Origin of the sequence: Pseudomonas sp. IT-232MI5, assembly GCF_949767845.1 — a bacterium.
Classification (GTDB): Bacteria; Pseudomonadota; Gammaproteobacteria; order Pseudomonadales; family Pseudomonadaceae; genus Aquipseudomonas.
Map to the genome: position 1 here is coordinate 144,925 of NZ_CATKQE010000011.1, position 14,372 is coordinate 159,296.

The 14,372-nt window shown below is 58.4% G+C and carries 16 protein-coding genes; 12 read left to right on the forward strand and 4 right to left on the reverse strand.

From position 1 onward, the window contains the following. Positions 1-174: 174 nt before the first annotated feature. The 8 genes from ACM6JQ_RS09600 (at position 175) to ACM6JQ_RS09635 (ending at position 6,009) form a co-directional block, all read left to right on the forward strand. The gene (locus ACM6JQ_RS09600) at positions 175-1,224 is read left to right on the forward strand and encodes an NAD(P)-dependent alcohol dehydrogenase (protein WP_007916032.1); all 1,050 of its coding nucleotides are present in this window, start codon (positions 175-177) and stop codon (positions 1,222-1,224) included. Positions 1,225-1,347: 123 nt separating this feature from the next. Beyond that, a complete protein-coding gene (locus tag ACM6JQ_RS09605; protein ID WP_305887116.1) occupies positions 1,348-2,043 on the forward strand; it encodes a tRNA (adenine(22)-N(1))-methyltransferase in 696 nt (231 codons plus the stop codon). 181 nt (positions 2,044-2,224) lie between these two features. Further along, positions 2,225-2,440 (forward strand): tautomerase family protein, encoded by a 216-nt coding sequence (locus tag ACM6JQ_RS09610; RefSeq protein WP_095111896.1) that lies wholly within the window; start codon positions 2,225-2,227, stop codon positions 2,438-2,440. After that, entirely contained in the window at positions 2,437-3,093 is a 657-nt protein-coding gene (locus ACM6JQ_RS09615) for a DsbA family oxidoreductase (RefSeq protein WP_414893658.1), read from the forward strand. The genes ACM6JQ_RS09610 and ACM6JQ_RS09615 overlap by 4 nt, the downstream gene beginning before the upstream one ends. Positions 3,094-3,140: 47 nt before the next feature. Next, on the forward strand, positions 3,141-3,851 hold the full coding sequence (locus tag ACM6JQ_RS09620; protein WP_095111894.1) for an SDR family NAD(P)-dependent oxidoreductase: 711 nt from the start codon (positions 3,141-3,143) through the stop codon (positions 3,849-3,851). Positions 3,852-3,944: 93 nt separating this feature from the next. Further along, positions 3,945-4,868 (forward strand): LysR family transcriptional regulator, encoded by a 924-nt coding sequence (locus ACM6JQ_RS09625; RefSeq protein ID WP_414893659.1) that lies wholly within the window; start codon positions 3,945-3,947, stop codon positions 4,866-4,868. Positions 4,869-5,011: 143 nt separating this feature from the next. After that, a complete protein-coding gene (locus tag ACM6JQ_RS09630; RefSeq protein WP_007916021.1) occupies positions 5,012-5,275 on the forward strand; it encodes a hypothetical protein in 264 nt (87 codons plus the stop codon). Further along, positions 5,272-6,009, forward strand: a complete 738-nt coding sequence (locus tag ACM6JQ_RS09635; protein WP_095111891.1) for a Fic family protein — start codon at positions 5,272-5,274, stop codon at positions 6,007-6,009. Before ACM6JQ_RS09630 ends, ACM6JQ_RS09635 begins: the two co-directional genes overlap by 4 nt. Before the next feature lie 102 nt (positions 6,010-6,111). On the opposite strand, the gene ycaC (ACM6JQ_RS09640) is transcribed toward ACM6JQ_RS09635, so the two are convergent. Further along, entirely contained in the window at positions 6,112-6,744 is a 633-nt protein-coding gene (gene ycaC / locus ACM6JQ_RS09640; RefSeq protein WP_007915995.1) for an isochorismate family cysteine hydrolase YcaC, read from the reverse strand. Positions 6,745-6,933: 189 nt separating this feature from the next. Then, complete coding sequence (locus tag ACM6JQ_RS09645) at positions 6,934-7,944, reverse strand: LacI family DNA-binding transcriptional regulator (RefSeq protein WP_414893660.1); 1,011 nt, start codon at positions 7,942-7,944, stop codon at positions 6,934-6,936. Positions 7,945-8,121: 177 nt separating this feature from the next. On the opposite strand from ACM6JQ_RS09645, the gene ACM6JQ_RS09650 reads away from it, so the two are divergent. The 3 genes from ACM6JQ_RS09650 to ACM6JQ_RS09660 are packed head-to-tail and all read left to right on the forward strand — an operon-like array spanning position 8,122 to position 11,665. Then, positions 8,122-9,312: a Gfo/Idh/MocA family protein gene (locus ACM6JQ_RS09650; RefSeq protein WP_414893661.1), complete on the forward strand. Its 1,191-nt coding sequence runs from the start codon at positions 8,122-8,124 to the stop codon at positions 9,310-9,312. Then, a complete protein-coding gene (locus ACM6JQ_RS09655) occupies positions 9,302-10,384 on the forward strand; it encodes a sugar phosphate isomerase/epimerase family protein (RefSeq protein WP_123376767.1) in 1,083 nt (360 codons plus the stop codon). The genes ACM6JQ_RS09650 and ACM6JQ_RS09655 overlap by 11 nt, the downstream gene beginning before the upstream one ends. A gap of 42 nt (positions 10,385-10,426) precedes the next feature. Beyond that, positions 10,427-11,665, forward strand: coding sequence for a nucleoside permease (locus tag ACM6JQ_RS09660; protein ID WP_123376766.1), 1,239 nt, complete (start codon positions 10,427-10,429; stop codon positions 11,663-11,665). 82 nt (positions 11,666-11,747) lie between these two features. On the opposite strand, the gene ycaC (ACM6JQ_RS09665) is transcribed toward ACM6JQ_RS09660, so the two are convergent. Continuing rightward, positions 11,748-12,380 (reverse strand): isochorismate family cysteine hydrolase YcaC, encoded by a 633-nt coding sequence (gene ycaC / locus ACM6JQ_RS09665; RefSeq protein ID WP_007916011.1) that lies wholly within the window; start codon positions 12,378-12,380, stop codon positions 11,748-11,750. A gap of 128 nt (positions 12,381-12,508) precedes the next feature. After that, positions 12,509-13,105: a TetR family transcriptional regulator gene (locus ACM6JQ_RS09670; protein ID WP_007916010.1), complete on the reverse strand. Its 597-nt coding sequence runs from the start codon at positions 13,103-13,105 to the stop codon at positions 12,509-12,511. 141 nt (positions 13,106-13,246) lie between these two features. Between ACM6JQ_RS09670 and ACM6JQ_RS09675 the strand changes: the two genes are divergently transcribed. Continuing rightward, the gene (locus tag ACM6JQ_RS09675) at positions 13,247-14,347 is read left to right on the forward strand and encodes an alkene reductase (protein ID WP_414893662.1); all 1,101 of its coding nucleotides are present in this window, start codon (positions 13,247-13,249) and stop codon (positions 14,345-14,347) included. Positions 14,348-14,372: the final 25 nt, after the last annotated feature.

Here is a 14,372-nt window from a genome sequence, read left to right on the forward strand (position 1 = left end):
TTGATTTTGTTGTCGTCAGTGAACCGGGAGATTACCTGCAAACGCCACGAGCGTCTGTCCGCGCAATGTCACAACAACGCACAGGATCAGGCAAGGATTGCACAGGAATGCGCTAGTGCCCGCAGCGCGGGAACAGAAACAATGCCTTACGACAAACCGATCGAGGATGTTCCCATGCTTGTACAAGCCTACGGTGCCCACGCGGGCGACAAACCCCTTGAGCCAATGCAGATCAACCGCCGCGCGCCGGCCGCCCATGATGTGCAGATCGATATCGCCTTTTGTGGCATCTGCCATTCGGATCTGCACCAGGTGCGCGCGGAATGGGCCGGCACGCAATTCCCTTGCGTACCGGGGCACGAAATCGTCGGTCGCGTTTCGGCCGTCGGCGCGCATGTCGCGGACTACAAGGTCGGTGATCTGGTCGGCGTCGGTTGCATCGTCGACAGCTGCAAACATTGCGATGACTGCGAAACCGGGCTGGAAAACTATTGCGACGGCATGATCGGCACCTACAACTTCCCGACCCCGGACGCACCGGGCTGGACGCTGGGCGGTTATTCGCAAAACATCGTCGTGCATGAACGCTACGTCCTGCGTATTCGCCATCCCGAAGCGCAACTGGCTGCCGTCGCGCCGCTGCTGTGTGCCGGCATCACCACTTACTCGCCGCTGCGCCACTGGAACGCCGGTCCCGGCAAAAAAGTCGGTGTAGTTGGCATTGGTGGCCTCGGCCACATGGGCATCAAACTGGCCCACGCCTTGGGCGCCCACGTGGTGGCGTTCACCACCTCTGAATCCAAACGCGAAGCGGCGAAAGCGCTGGGCGCCGATGAAGTGGTGGTGTCGCGCAATGCCGAAGAAATGGCCGCCCACGCCAAGAGTTTCGACCTGATCCTCAACACCGTCGCCGCGCCGCACGATCTCGATGCATTCCTCGTGCTGCTCAAGCGTGATGGTGCGTTGACGCTGGTCGGTGCGCCAGCCACTTCGCACCCGTCGCCGAACGTGTTCAACCTGATCATGAAACGCCGCACGATTGCCGGCTCGATGATCGGCGGCATCCCTGAAACCCAGGAAATGCTGGATTTCTGCGCCGAGCACGGCATCGTCTCCGACATCGAACTGATCCGCGCCGACCAGATCAACGACGCCTACGAGCGCATGCTCAAGGGTGACGTGAAGTATCGTTTCGTGATCGACAACGCAACGTTGGCCGGCTAAGCCTCAGCGCCCATTGGCCGTTCAGCGCAGCCAATGGGCCATTGAATTCCGTCGCCGGGATTTGACAGGCCCGGCGTTGCTCGCCAGAGTCGCACCCCTTTGCCGGCCATCAAGGGGTTGCCGTTGAACGAACAGACATTGTCCATACGCCTTGAGCGCGTGGCTGCCCACGTACCTGCCGGTGCCCGGCTGGCGGATATCGGCTCGGATCACGGCTATCTGCCGGTGGCGCTGATGCGCCGAGGCCTGATCACTGCGGCGGTGGCTGGCGAGGTTGCGTCAACGCCGTTCCACGCAGCTGAACGCACCGTGCGCGAGAATGATCTGCAACAGCACATCAGCGTGCGCCTGGCCAATGGCCTGGCGGCGATTAAACCTGCCGACGGGATCACCGCCATCACGATCTGCGGCATGGGCGGTGAGACCATCCGCGACATTCTCGACAGCGGCAAGGCCCGTTTGAACGACAAGGAACGCCTGATCCTGCAGCCCAATGGTGGCGAACAACCGCTGCGCCAGTGGCTGATGGAAAACGGCTACCGCATCCTCAGCGAAGAGCTTCTGCGGGAAAACCGCTTCGACTACGAAATCATCGTGGCCGAACGCGCTGAACCGGCGACCTATACCGACCAGGAACTTTACTTCGGCCCCTTGCAGATGCAGGCCCGTAGCCCCGAGTTTTTGCGCAAATGGCAGCACAAACTTCACCATAAGCAGAAGACGCTCAGCCAGCTCGCCCATGCGCAACAAAGCCTGCCAGAACAAAAGCTGCAAGACCTCAAACAACAGACACGCTGGATTACCGAGCTGCTGGCCTGAGCGCCAGCGTTTCGCACTGAGACAGCGCGTGCACAGGATGACTGCTCGCGCGCCCTAATTTGATACACCACATCACAAATGATGTACCTCAAACCCCATTTATCAACTCCCGCCCTCCTCTTAAAGTCCTCTCCAACAGCCGCCCATCACTCCGACGGGCCAGCGACTGGAGATACCCCAAATGCCTTTCATCAGCGTACGCATCACCCGTGACGGCGTGACCCGGGAACAGAAAGCCCAGGTCATCAAGGAGATCACCGAAACGATGCAGCGGGTGCTGCACAAGGACCCGAAACTCACCCACATCGTGATCGAAGAAGTCGACACCGATAACTGGGGTTATGCCGGCATCACCACCACCGATTATCGCCAGCAGTTAGCGGATTCGCAGTCGTGAACCGCACCGTGAAAATCGAATTTGTGTCGGATGTCGTTTGCCCCTGGTGTGCTTTGGGCGTCACCGCTCTGGAGCAAGCGATCAAAAATCTGGCGGGCGAAGTCGATGTGGAACTGACCTACAAACCGTTCGAACTGAACCCCGACATGCCCGCCGAAGGTGAACACGCCATCGAGCACATGATGCGCAAATACGGGCGAAGCGCTGAGCAAGTGGCGGATCGCAACGCGATGATCATCGAACGCGGCGAGCAGATCGGTTTTCACTTCGACCTGGAAAAACGCAGCCATTTCCACAACACCTTCGATGCCCATCGACTGCTGTTCTGGGCCGCCACACAAGGACGTCAGCGTGAGTTGAAGCAGGCCTTGCTCAAGGCCTACTTCACCGACGGCATGAACCCGAATGACCACGCCACGCTAGTGAAACTGGCAGAAGCAGTCGGACTCGACAGCCAGCGTGCGCAAGAGGTTCTGGCCAACGCTGAGTTCAGCCAGGCCGTGCGCGAACTTGAACGGTTTTACCAGCAGCGCGGCATCGATTCGGTTCCGGCCATGGTCCTGGATGACAAACAGGTCATCCCCGGTTCCCAGTCCGTCGCTTATTACCAGCAGGCGTTACGTCAGGCCGCGCAGGTTGCGGCTTACGCCTGAAACCCGAAATCCGTTTTTCCACCCTCCAGATTGCATGAGGAAACATCATGAACACGTCCAACAAAGTTGTAGTGATTACCGGCGCCTCGCAAGGCATTGGCGCAGGTCTGGTCAAGGGTTTCCGTGAACGCGGCTATCAGGTTGTCGCGACCTCGCGCTCGATCAAACCCTCCACTGACCCGGACATTCTCGCCGTCGCCGGTGACATTGCCGACCCGCAAACCGCCGAGCGGGTGATTGGCGAAGCCGTTGCACGTTTCGGGCGCATCGACACGCTGGTCAATAACGCCGGGATTTTCGTCGCCAAACCCTTCACCGAGTACAGCCAGGCAGACTACGCACAAGTGGTAGCGACCAACATGAGCGGCTTCTTCCACATCTCGCAATTGGCCATTGCCGAAATGGAGAAAAACGCCAGCGGCCACATCGTCAGCGTCACCACCAGCCTGGTCGACCACGCGATTGACGGCGTACCGTCGGTGCTCGCGTCGCTGACCAAAGGTGGCATCAACGCGGCGACCAAATCCCTGGCCATCGAGTACGCCAAGCGCGGCATTCGGGTCAACGCGGTGTCGCCCGGCATCATCAAGACACCGATGCACGGCGAAGAGACTCACGCCGCCCTCGGTAGCCTGCACCCGGTTGGGCATATGGGTGAGATCGACGACATCGTGCAAGCGATCCTTTACCTGGACAGTGCGAAGTTCGTGACCGGCGAAATCCTCCATGTCGACGGTGGTCAAAGCGCTGGCCATTGACACCTCCCCACGGCACTGCCGGTGTGTACCGGCGGTGCCGCTTCATGAGATAAACCTGAGAATGAACCGTCAGTTGATCCTCAGGCTTATTCCATGAAGCGCCACTTTGAAGACTTGCAGTTAGGCAGCATCGAACTCTTTTGCCTCGCCGCTGAAGCCGGCAGCTTCACCGCCGCCGCCCAGCTTGCGGGTGTGACGCCGGCCGCGGTGAGCCGGTCGATTCTTCGCCTCGAAAAAAGATTGGGTTCACGCTTGTTTGCCCGAACTACCCGCAGCATTCGCTTGACCGAAGCGGGCAGAAACTTTTTCGTCCAGTGCAGCCAGGCGCTGACGCAACTGGTCGAAGCGCAACAAGAAGTCATGGGCGCACAGTCGTCACCGTCCGGTCAGTTGCGCATCAGTCTTCCCACCACTTACGGGCATCACCGCATCCTGCCGCTGCTTCCCAAATTCCGTGCGCTCTATCCCGACGTGACTGTCGACATCCACTTGGGCAACCGCAATATCGACTTCGTCGGCGAAGGCTACGATCTGGCGATCCGCGTCCGCGCGCAACCGGATTCGACCATGGTCGCGCGACTGCTGGAGGACGCAAAGCTGGTGGTGGTCGCCTCCCCTGACTACCTGAAAAAGGCTGGCACACCGAAGACCCTGGAAGACCTGGTGCAACACGAATGCATTCAGTTCGAACTGCCGAGCAGCGGGCGGCGGATCTCCTGGCTGTTTCAGGAAAATAGCCACGATCGTGAAGTGTTTTCCGACGGTGGTTACTCCTGTTCCGATGACGTGCTCGGCGGTGTCACCCTGACCAAACATGGTGCCGGGGTCTTCCAGACTTACAAGTTCATTGTCGAAAAAGAGTTGGCCGATGGCAGCTTGGTCGAGGTGCTTAAGCCGTACGCCGGGCGCTCGCGACCTTACACCTTGCTGTATCCGCATGGACGGTATGTGCCGCAACGGGTCAGGGCGTTTGTTGATTTTCTGCTGCAGTTTCGTGATGAGTGGGCGCAGGTGTAACGCTGAACAAGGAATAAATCGGTTGAAAGGCGTTTCGCAGCCAACCCGAACAACGCGATTTTCTTGCTGACAACCGGGGGCTGCTGGAAAATTTACAGAGCCGGCGCCATGCTATGCTCTGAGGGAGAAAACGAGGGTTTCAAATGACTAGTCCAGCCACTGGCGGCGTTGCGAATGAAGTCCGCAAACTCGCCCAAAAGCATAAGGTTACCGCTGAGCGTGACAGCATGAGCTGCATGGCCGCGACCATTACTCGCCTGGCAGGTGATGCTGTCGAGCTGGATGGCATTGAGCAATTGCTCGTCAATCTCAAGCGTAAAGGTGTTCTCAACAAAGCAGAAATCATGGCTCTTCAAGGTCGCTACCTCCAGGAAAAAAGGCGTTGCAAAAGGCAGCTTAGCGCATGACTTTTGACCCCTTCGGCGATTTCGAGACTGAAGGTTATCTTCAAAACTCGCTCAAACTGAAAGACCCTCTTGAAGTCAAAGAGTCTGAGCACCTCTCCTTCGAAGCCAGTATCGAAGATGCCCTTGCCTATCTCGCCAAGAAAAAACCCATCGACTACAAAGCTGTCCTCAAGACCCACGAAATCCTGTTCTCCGGTTTTTATCCGTGGGCAGGAAAAGACAGAAATGAACTGGTCCCCCACCTCGCAGTATTCAAAGGGTCGAAAGATGATCCGCATCACACGATATTCGAACGTCCTGACCTGATCAAAAGGTCCGTGGAATACGCCTTCGAACTCGCAGCAAACAAAAAACGTTTTCGTCAGCGCCCCGGCGAAGTAATGGGCCAGTTGGCGTCCGCCCACCCGTTTCTGGATGGCAATGGCCGCACAATCCTGCTCATCTACATGGAGTTGTGCTATCGGACCCGGTTCGCCATCGACTGGTCAAAAACCAACAAAGACGACTACCTGCGAGCACTCGCCGACGAAATTCGAGACCCTTTCACAGGCCATCTGGATGGTTATCTGGCCCCCTTCGTCATCGACATTTCCAGTCGCGATGAATGGCCGGCAATGATTGGCGGAATAAAGGGTCTGGATGGACTGGACAAGGAAGGGATTACGTATGAAAGCCTGGATGATCCCGAGGTTCAGCGACTTTATAAAGCGTATCGAGCAACGCCTCTTGAATGATCCGCGCTCCCCGTGGTGTCGCTGTTGAATTCCGGGGTCTGACTTCGCGATGAACAAAAAGCCTGCTTTTCAGGGCAGGCTTTTCGTCCGCAGCACGCAGGCTTACTTCTGCTGAGCCGTCAGCGCCGAGTAGCTGTTCATCAGGTTGCGGTAGTTAGGGATCCGCTGCGACAGCAAGTTACCCAGCCCTTCAATATCGTTGCGCCAGTCGCGGTGCAGCTCACACGCCACCGAGAACCAGTTCATCATTTGCGCGCCGGCCTGAGTCATGCGGCTCCATGCAGCCTGCTGCACAGTGGTGTTGAAGGTGCCGGAGGCGTCAGTCACCACAAACACCTCAAACCCTTCCGCCAGCGCCGACAAGGTCGGGAACGCTACACACACGTCAGTGACCACACCAGCAATGATGATTTGCTTGCGACCGGTAGCTTTGATCGCCTTCACAAAATCTTCGTTGTCCCACGCGTTGATCTGACCAGGACGAGCGATGTACGGCGCATCCGGGAACATCTCTTTCAACTCTGGCACCAACGGGCCGTTCGGGCCTTGTTCGAAACTGGTGGTGAGGATGGTTGGCAGTTCGAAGAACTTGGCCAGATCGGCCAGGGCCAGCACGTTGTTTTTGAACTCGTTCGGCGAGAAGTCCTGCACCAGAGAAATCAGGCCGGTCTGGTGATCAACCAGCAGCACGATGGCGTCGTCTTTGTTCAGGCGGTTGTAGGTTGGAGTGGTCATGGTCTGCTTCCCTTTTGAGTTTTTGAATTTGTTGTTGCGTTCAAGTTGGGTACAGATTACTGACGCACAGGGACGGGATAAATCGGCTGAAAAGCGTTTCACCGTCAACTCAAAAGGGACAATTTTCCGGCTGCCGGTGAGTCTGAAAAACTGACACCACTGACAAACCTGCGCGGAGCAGTCACGAGGTCATTTATCAGCTGCAGGTCCCCGCGCCGTGCTGTCACGCCTCGTCAACGCGAACGGCAATACCACATGCCGTTGCGGCAACGGCTGTTTCTCGATCAGCGCAATCAGCATTTCCACGGCTTTCTCGCCAAACATTTCGGCGGGCTGGGCAATGGTTGTCAGCGGTGGATCGCAGTACGCAGCCATTGGAATATCGTCAAATCCGGCGAGCGAAATATCCTCCGGCACGCGCAGCCCCTCCTCTTTTATACGCTTGAGCGCGCCGATGGCCATTTCGTCATTTTCACAAAACAGCGCGCTCGGTCGGCTGTCGAGCGCGAGTAGTTTGCCGGCACCCGAATAGCCCGCGTCGAGCGTGAAATCGCCGTGACAGATAAGCGTGTGATCGAGCGCGAGACCGGCATCGCGCAGGGCCGCTTCATACCCCGCCAGACGATCACGCGTGAGCGGGCTGCCTTTGGGTCCTTTGATCAGTCCGATGCGCTGATGCCCCATCGCGATCAGGTACTCGGTCATGGCTTTGGCCGCCGCAACGTTATCCAGACTGATCGTTGGATGCCGTCCGTGCCGGATGACTTCGCAGGCATTGACGATCGGAGTCAGCACTGGCTCGGCGGCGGATTCATCGAATGGATCAAAGGCACGCAACTGAATCACGCCATCGGCTTGATGGGCGTACACCAGATCAGCGAACTGTCGCTCAAGCGATTCCTGGCCCTGGGTGTCGCACAACAGCAACCGGTATCCGGCGGCTTGCGCGGCTTTTTGTGCGCCGCTGATCACTCTGGCGAAAAAGGTGTTGGCAATGGTCGGGACCAGAATCACCAGGTTTCCCGTTCTGCGCGAGCGAAACTGTACCGCCATCAAATTCGGTCGATAGCCGGTTTGCTGGACGGCGGCCATGACCCGTTCGCGGGTATCGGGCAGCACCCGCTCGGGGGACTTCAATGTTCTCGACACCGTTGCCACCGAGACACCCGCCAGCCGTGCCACTTCGCGGATATTGGACAAGACTGCCTCGCTATTTCAATCAAATCGGCCGTCGAGCTTACCGCACAGCGTCACGGGCCGAAACGTTGGCATTCGTCAGACACGGTTTGACACTCGCTGATTTCAGGCCTAGATTTCGCCGACGATGTAACCGGTTACATCATCAAAGTTCCGCATGTATCCACTGAGACAATTGCCATGATTGCTGCAGGTCGCAAAATAAGAATGGGCTTCGTCGGTGGCGGTGAAGGCGCCTTCATCGCCCAGGCACACCGGCAAGCCGCCGGCCTCGATGGACGCTTCGAACTGGTCTGCGGTGCGTTCAGCCGCGACGCCAACAACAATCGACGCAGTGGCGAGGCCTTGGGCCTTCCCGCACAACGCTGCTATGACGCTTGGCAAGACATGCTGGCCGCCGAACACGCACTGCCGGCCGATCAGCGCATGGAACTGCTGGTGATCGTCACGCCCAATCACCTGCACGCGCCTATCGCCAGTGCAGCACTGAGTGCGGGTTTCCATGTGTTCAGTGAAAAGCCTGCTGCGCTCAATCTGGCGCAAGTGCAGGACTTGGCCCGTGTGGTCAACAACAGCCAGCGAATTTACGCCCTGGCGCACACCTACCTAGGGTATGCGATGGTCTGGCAGGCACGCGAGATGGTCGCCAACGGTGAAATCGGGCGCCTGCGCAAAGTCCTCGTCGAATACCCGCAAGGCTGGCTCAGCAGCGATGTGGCTGGACAAGGCAACAAACAGGCGGGCTGGCGCGACAATCCTGAACAGTCCGGTATTGGTGGCTGCATCGGTGACATCGGCACGCACGCGTTTTCCCTCGCGGAGTTTGTCGCCGGTCAATCCATCCAGTTCATCAGCGCGATGCTCGGCTCACATTTGAGCAGTCGCCAACTGGATGACGACGCCTCGATGCTGTTCAAAATGGCCGACGGCGCCAGCGGTGTATTGATCGCCAGCCAAGTGTGCGCGGGCGAAGAGAATCCGCTGAAGATTCGCCTGTATGGCGACAAGGGCGGGCTGGAATGGCGTCAGGAAGAGCCGGCCAGTCTGATCCATCGACCCTTGAATGAACCGATGCGCGTGCTGCGCTCGGGCCTTGGTCAACCTTGGCTGTGCGCAAACGCCACGCGGCGCATGCGCTTGCCCGCCGGACACCCGGAAGGCTACCTCGAGGCCATGGCCAATCTCTACGGTGATCTCGCGCAGGCCATTTTCCAAGGTGCGAGCGGCCCTGACGCACCCGGCGTTCCAGGCATTGCCACCGGGCTGCGCGGTATGGCCTTTATCGAGACTGCCATCGCCAACCATCGTGGAGAAGCCAAATGGACTCAAATACCCGACCTTGCCAATGGAGCACCCGCCAATGAGCGTTGATCAACAGCCCCCGATCGGGATGCGCGGCCCCGGCATCTTTCTCGCCCAATTCATCGCCGACGAAGCGCCTTTCGATACCTTGGCCAACATCGCGCAATGGGCCGCGTCTCAAGGCTACAAAGCCATTCAATTGCCGACCCTCGGCACGCGCTTCATCGACCTGGAACGCGCCGCCGAGAGTCAGGATTACTGCGACGAACTCATCGCCATATGCGCCAAGGCTGGCGTGGTGATCAGCGAGCTGTCGACGCACCTGCAGGGCCAACTGGTCGCGGTGCATCCAGCGTTCGACTCACTCTTCGATGACTTCGCCCCGGCAGCGCTGCGTGGCAATCCGCAAGCACGCACCGAATGGGCGATCAACCAGTTGAAACTGGCGGCGCGCGCCAGTCAGCGCTTGGGGCTGACCGCCCACGCGACCTTTTCCGGCGCCCTGCTCTGGCCCTACGTCTACCCGTGGCCACAACGCCCTGCCGGCCTGGTGGAACAGGGCTTTGCCGAATTGGCGAAACGCTGGTTGCCGATCCTCGAGTGCTTCGATGAGGCCGGTGTCGACCTCTGTTACGAGATCCACCCCGGCGAAGACCTGCACGATGGCGCCTCTTTCGAGCGATTCCTCGAAGCGGTGAATCATCATCCGCGTGCGGCAATTCTGTATGACCCGAGCCATCTGTTGCTGCAGCAAATGGACTACCTGGGCTTCATCGATCGCTACCACGCGCGCATCCGCATGTTCCACGTCAAGGACGCGGAGTTCCACGCCAGCGCTCGGTCCGGTGTATACGGCGGCTATCAGGGTTGGGTTGATCGTCCGGGTCGGTTTCGTTCACTGGGCGATGGCCAGATCGACTTCAAAGCGATCTTCAGCAAACTGACCCAATACGACTTCAACGGTTGGGCCGTGCTGGAGTGGGAATGCTGCCTGAAAGACGCGGCACAAGGCGCTGCCGAAGGGGCGACCTTCATCGAGCGACACATGATCACCCGAACCCGCAAGGCATTCGACGATTTCGCCAGTGTGAGCGCTGACGAGCAATCCAACCGGCGTCTGCTGGGCCTTGGCGAACGCTGATTACCACGCTGTTACCGACATAAAAATAATACGGTGATTGAAATGAACGTAATGAATGCGCGACTCAGCGTCATGATGTTTTTGCAGTTTTTTATCTGGGGTGGCTGGTTTGTCACCCTCGGCACTTTCCTCACCACGACACTGGCAGCAAGCGGCGGCCAGGTGGGTATGGCTTTTTCCACGCAGTCGTGGGGCGCGATCATTGCGCCGTTTGTCGTTGGACTTGTTGCAGATCGATTTTTCAATGCCGAACGCATTCTGGCGGTGTTGCACCTGCTGGGCGCGGTGCTGCTCTTTCAGCTTTATCGCGCGCCTGATTTCAGTGCGTTTTATCCCTACGTACTGGCCTACATGCTGGTCTACATGCCAACGCTGGCCCTGGTAAACGCGGTAGCCTTCCGACAGATCAAAGACCCGGCCCGGGAGTTTTCCCGCATCCGCGTGTGGGGCACCATTGGCTGGATCATCGCTGGCATCGTGATCAGTTTCGGCTTTGCCTGGGACGCTCAACAGACGATTGCTGCAGGCGGTTTGCGCAACACGTTCCTGATGTCTGCCGTGGCTTCGCTGGTGTTGGGCCTCTACAGTTTCAGCCTGCCGAACACGGCGCCGCTGAAGTCAACGGGCGATTCGCCAGGCATCAAGCAGATGCTGGGTGTGGACGCATTGGGCTTGCTCAAGGATCGCAGCTATCTGGTGTTCTTTCTTGCATCCATCCTGATCTGCATTCCTCTGGCGTTCTATTACCAGAATGCCAATCCGTTTCTGGCCGAAATCGGTGTCACCAATCCCACCGCGAAGATGGCTCTGGGTCAGGTCTCCGAAGTGCTGTTCATGCTTCTGCTACCCCTGTTCATCCAGCGTTTCGGCATCAAGATTGCCTTACTGGTCGGGATGCTGGCCTGGGCCTTGCGCTATGTGTTGTTCGCCTACGGTAACAATGGTGACCAAGCGTTCATGCTGCTGATCGGTATTGCACTGCACGGCGTGTGTTATGACTTTTTCTTCGTCTGTGGGCAGATCTACACTGATGCCAAAGCGCCCGAGCGCTTCCGCAGCTCGGCTCAGGGCCTGATCACCTTGGCCACTTACGGTGTGGGCATGCTGATCGGATTCTGGGTGGCGGGTCAGATCACTGACCACTTCACCGCGCAAAACGGCCACGACTGGAGAAGTATATGGCTGTTTCCGGCAGGATTTTCGGTGGTGGTTCTGCTGTGTTTCGCACTGGCGTTCAAAGGCCGTGTCGGCGAAAAGGAGGGGATGCCGTCGACCGTCTAAAAACGCCGTTCTGATAGGTGCAGCGGCAGAAAACACAAAAAGCCTGCTTTTCAGGGCAGGCTTTCGTTTGAATCGCGTCGGCTTACTTCTGTTGAGCCGTCAGCGCTGAATAGCTGTTCATCAGGTTGCGATAGTTCGGGATCCGTTGCGACAGCAGATTGCCCAAGCCTTCAATGTCGTTGCGCCAGTCGCGGTGCAGCTCACAGGCCACCGAGAACCAGTTCATCATCTGCGCACCAGCCTGAGTCATGCGGCTCCACGCGGCTTGTTGCACGGTGGTGTTGAAAGTGCCGGACGCGTCAGTCACCACAAACACATCAAACCCTTCCGCCAGCGCCGACAAGGTCGGGAACGCTACACACACATCCGTCACCACACCGGCAATGATGATCTGCTTGCGCCCGGTGGCTTTGATCGCTTTGACGAAGTCTTCGTTGTCCCAGGCGTTGATCTGACCTGGACGAGCGATGTACGGCGCGTCCGGGAACATCTCTTTCAGTTCCGGCACCAGCGGGCCGTTCGGGCCTTGTTCGAAACTGGTGGTGAGGATGGTTGGCAGTTCGAAGAACTTGGCCAGATCCGCCAGGGCCAACACGTTGTTCTTGAATTCGTTGGGCGAGAAGTCCTGCACCAGAGAAATCAGGCCGGTCTGGTGGTCGACCAGCAACACGATGGCGTCGTCTTTGTTGAGGCGGTTGTAGGTTGGAGTGGTCATGGTCTGCGTCCCTTTTGAGTTTTTGAAGTTGTTGTTGCGTTCAAGTTGGGTACAGATTACTGACGCACAGGGACGGGATAAATCGGCTGAAAAGCGTTTCACCGTCAACTCAAAAAGGACAATACCGATCAACCAGCCACTTCTGCACTGTCGGCAGATATCAGCAATGACGCGGTCATTTCAGCGTGGCATACCGCAAGTATTTCATCGGCCAGCGCTGAGTCATCCGGGCAGGCACGCGACAGAACAATCGCGCCCACCGCCCGCGCCAGCATGTCGATCATTTTCACTCGCCCCGCGTCAGGCGCCGCGTCTGGCCCTGTCGGGTACTTGTCACCGAGCGTCTGCAGCGTGCGCTCGATGCCGTCGGCAAACGCCTTTTTCACGTCGTCAGACTGGCGCGCGGCGTCGCCGCACAGCGCCGCCATGGTGCAGCCACTGCCCCGCCCGTCCCGATGGTCTTTCGACACATAAGCGTCGATGAAGCCTTGAACATCGACCATTTCGGCACTGGCCAACGAGCGCGCAAGGCTGTTGGCCGAGGCTTCGGACATCAGGTCGGCCTTCGAGCCAAAGTGTTTGTAGAAACCGCCGTGGGTGAATCCGGCTGCCGCCATGAGATCCGCGACGCCGACACCGTCAAAACCTCGCTCACGAAACAACACCGAAGCGGTCTCGACGATGTGCTCGCGGTTTGCCTGCGCCTGGGCTTTGGTGACTCTCACGTGCAATACCTCCGCTGAAAAATCATGCGCCGATGATACATAGATGTCGGCCATAATCAAAATCGTTGACAGCTTAGATTTCGATCATCATCCTAATTACAGACATTATCGCTGCTCATTCACAGGCACGGATCAAACCCCATGACCGATCAAAATCTGTTCACGCCGTACACGCTTGGCTCCCTGACGCTGGCGAATCGAATTGTTCTCGCGCCGCTGACCCGCAATCGAGCGGGCGAAGGCTTTGTGCCCAGTGAGTTCGCAGCCACCTATTACAGCCAGCGCGCCTCCGCTGGCCTGCTGATTTCTGAAGCGACGCAGATCTCCCGACAAGGCCAGGGCTATCAGGACACCCCGGGGATTTACACACAGGCGCAGATCGATGGCTGGCGCAAGGTGACCGCTGCGGTGCACGAAAAAGGCGCGAAGATCTTTCTGCAACTGTGGCATGTCGGTCGTGTTTCACACGTTGATCTTCAAGAAAACGGCGCCGCACCTGTAGCGCCCTCCGCGATACGCCCGGCGACCAAAGTGTTCGTCAACAACCGCTTTGAAGACGTTTCCGCGCCGCGAGCACTGGACATCAGCGAACTCCCGGGGATCGTCAACGATTTCCGCCAGGCAGCGGTCAACGCTATCGCCGCTGGGTTTGATGGTGTGGAAATCCACGGCGCCAACGGCTATTTGCTCGATCAATTCATCAAGGATGGCGCCAACGTGCGCACCGATGCCTACGGCGGCTCGATTGAAAATCGTGCGCGCTTGTTGCTGGAAGTCACGGCAGCAGTCGTCGCCGAGATTGGCGCAGATCGCACCGGTATTCGCCTCTCGCCGGTGTCGCCGGCCAACGGTGTTTCGAGCAGCGATCCGCAAGGGCAATTCGATTACATCGTCGAGCAACTCGACGCGCTGGGCATCGTTTATCTGCACGTGGTCGAAGGCGCAACCGGCGGGCCGCGCGATGTCGCGCCGTTCGATTTCGGCGCTCTGCGCCAGCGTTTCAAAAACACCTACATCGCCAACAACGGCTACGACCTCGACCTCGCGAACGCGCGGATTGCCGAGGACCACACCGATCTGATCGCCTTCGGTCGCCCGTTCATTGGCAATCCCGATCTGGTCGAGCGCCTGGCGGCCGGTGCGCCGTTGGCCGGTTTCAACCCAACCACCCTGTATGGCGGCGGCGCGGAAGGCTACATCGACTACCCGACCCTGGCTGAATGGAGCGCTTCTGCCCAGTAAGCCGAGCCCCAGCGCATTTACTGCC

What these genes read in the sequence shown, in the direction of transcription:
- ACM6JQ_RS09675 (WP_414893662.1), top strand. Translation starts at nt 13,247, where the DNA reads ATGACCGATCAAAATCTGTTCACGCCGTACACGCTTGGCTCCCTGACG.
- ACM6JQ_RS09655 (WP_123376767.1), top strand. Translation starts at nt 9,302, where the DNA reads ATGAGCGTTGATCAACAGCCCCCGATCGGGATGCGCGGCCCCGGCATC.
- ACM6JQ_RS09660 (WP_123376766.1), top strand. Translation starts at nt 10,427, where the DNA reads ATGAACGTAATGAATGCGCGACTCAGCGTCATGATGTTTTTGCAGTTT.
- ACM6JQ_RS09620 (WP_095111894.1), top strand. Translation starts at nt 3,141, where the DNA reads ATGAACACGTCCAACAAAGTTGTAGTGATTACCGGCGCCTCGCAAGGC.
- ACM6JQ_RS09625 (WP_414893659.1), top strand. Translation starts at nt 3,945, where the DNA reads ATGAAGCGCCACTTTGAAGACTTGCAGTTAGGCAGCATCGAACTCTTT.
- ycaC (WP_007916011.1), bottom strand. Translation starts at nt 12,380, where the DNA reads ATGACCACTCCAACCTACAACCGCCTCAACAAAGACGACGCCATCGTG.
- ACM6JQ_RS09610 (WP_095111896.1), top strand. Translation starts at nt 2,225, where the DNA reads ATGCCTTTCATCAGCGTACGCATCACCCGTGACGGCGTGACCCGGGAA.
- ACM6JQ_RS09600 (WP_007916032.1), top strand. Translation starts at nt 175, where the DNA reads ATGCTTGTACAAGCCTACGGTGCCCACGCGGGCGACAAACCCCTTGAG.
- ACM6JQ_RS09630 (WP_007916021.1), top strand. Translation starts at nt 5,012, where the DNA reads ATGACTAGTCCAGCCACTGGCGGCGTTGCGAATGAAGTCCGCAAACTC.
- ycaC (WP_007915995.1), bottom strand. Translation starts at nt 6,744, where the DNA reads ATGACCACTCCAACCTACAACCGCCTGAACAAAGACGACGCCATCGTG.
- ACM6JQ_RS09650 (WP_414893661.1), top strand. Translation starts at nt 8,122, where the DNA reads ATGATTGCTGCAGGTCGCAAAATAAGAATGGGCTTCGTCGGTGGCGGT.
- ACM6JQ_RS09635 (WP_095111891.1), top strand. Translation starts at nt 5,272, where the DNA reads ATGACTTTTGACCCCTTCGGCGATTTCGAGACTGAAGGTTATCTTCAA.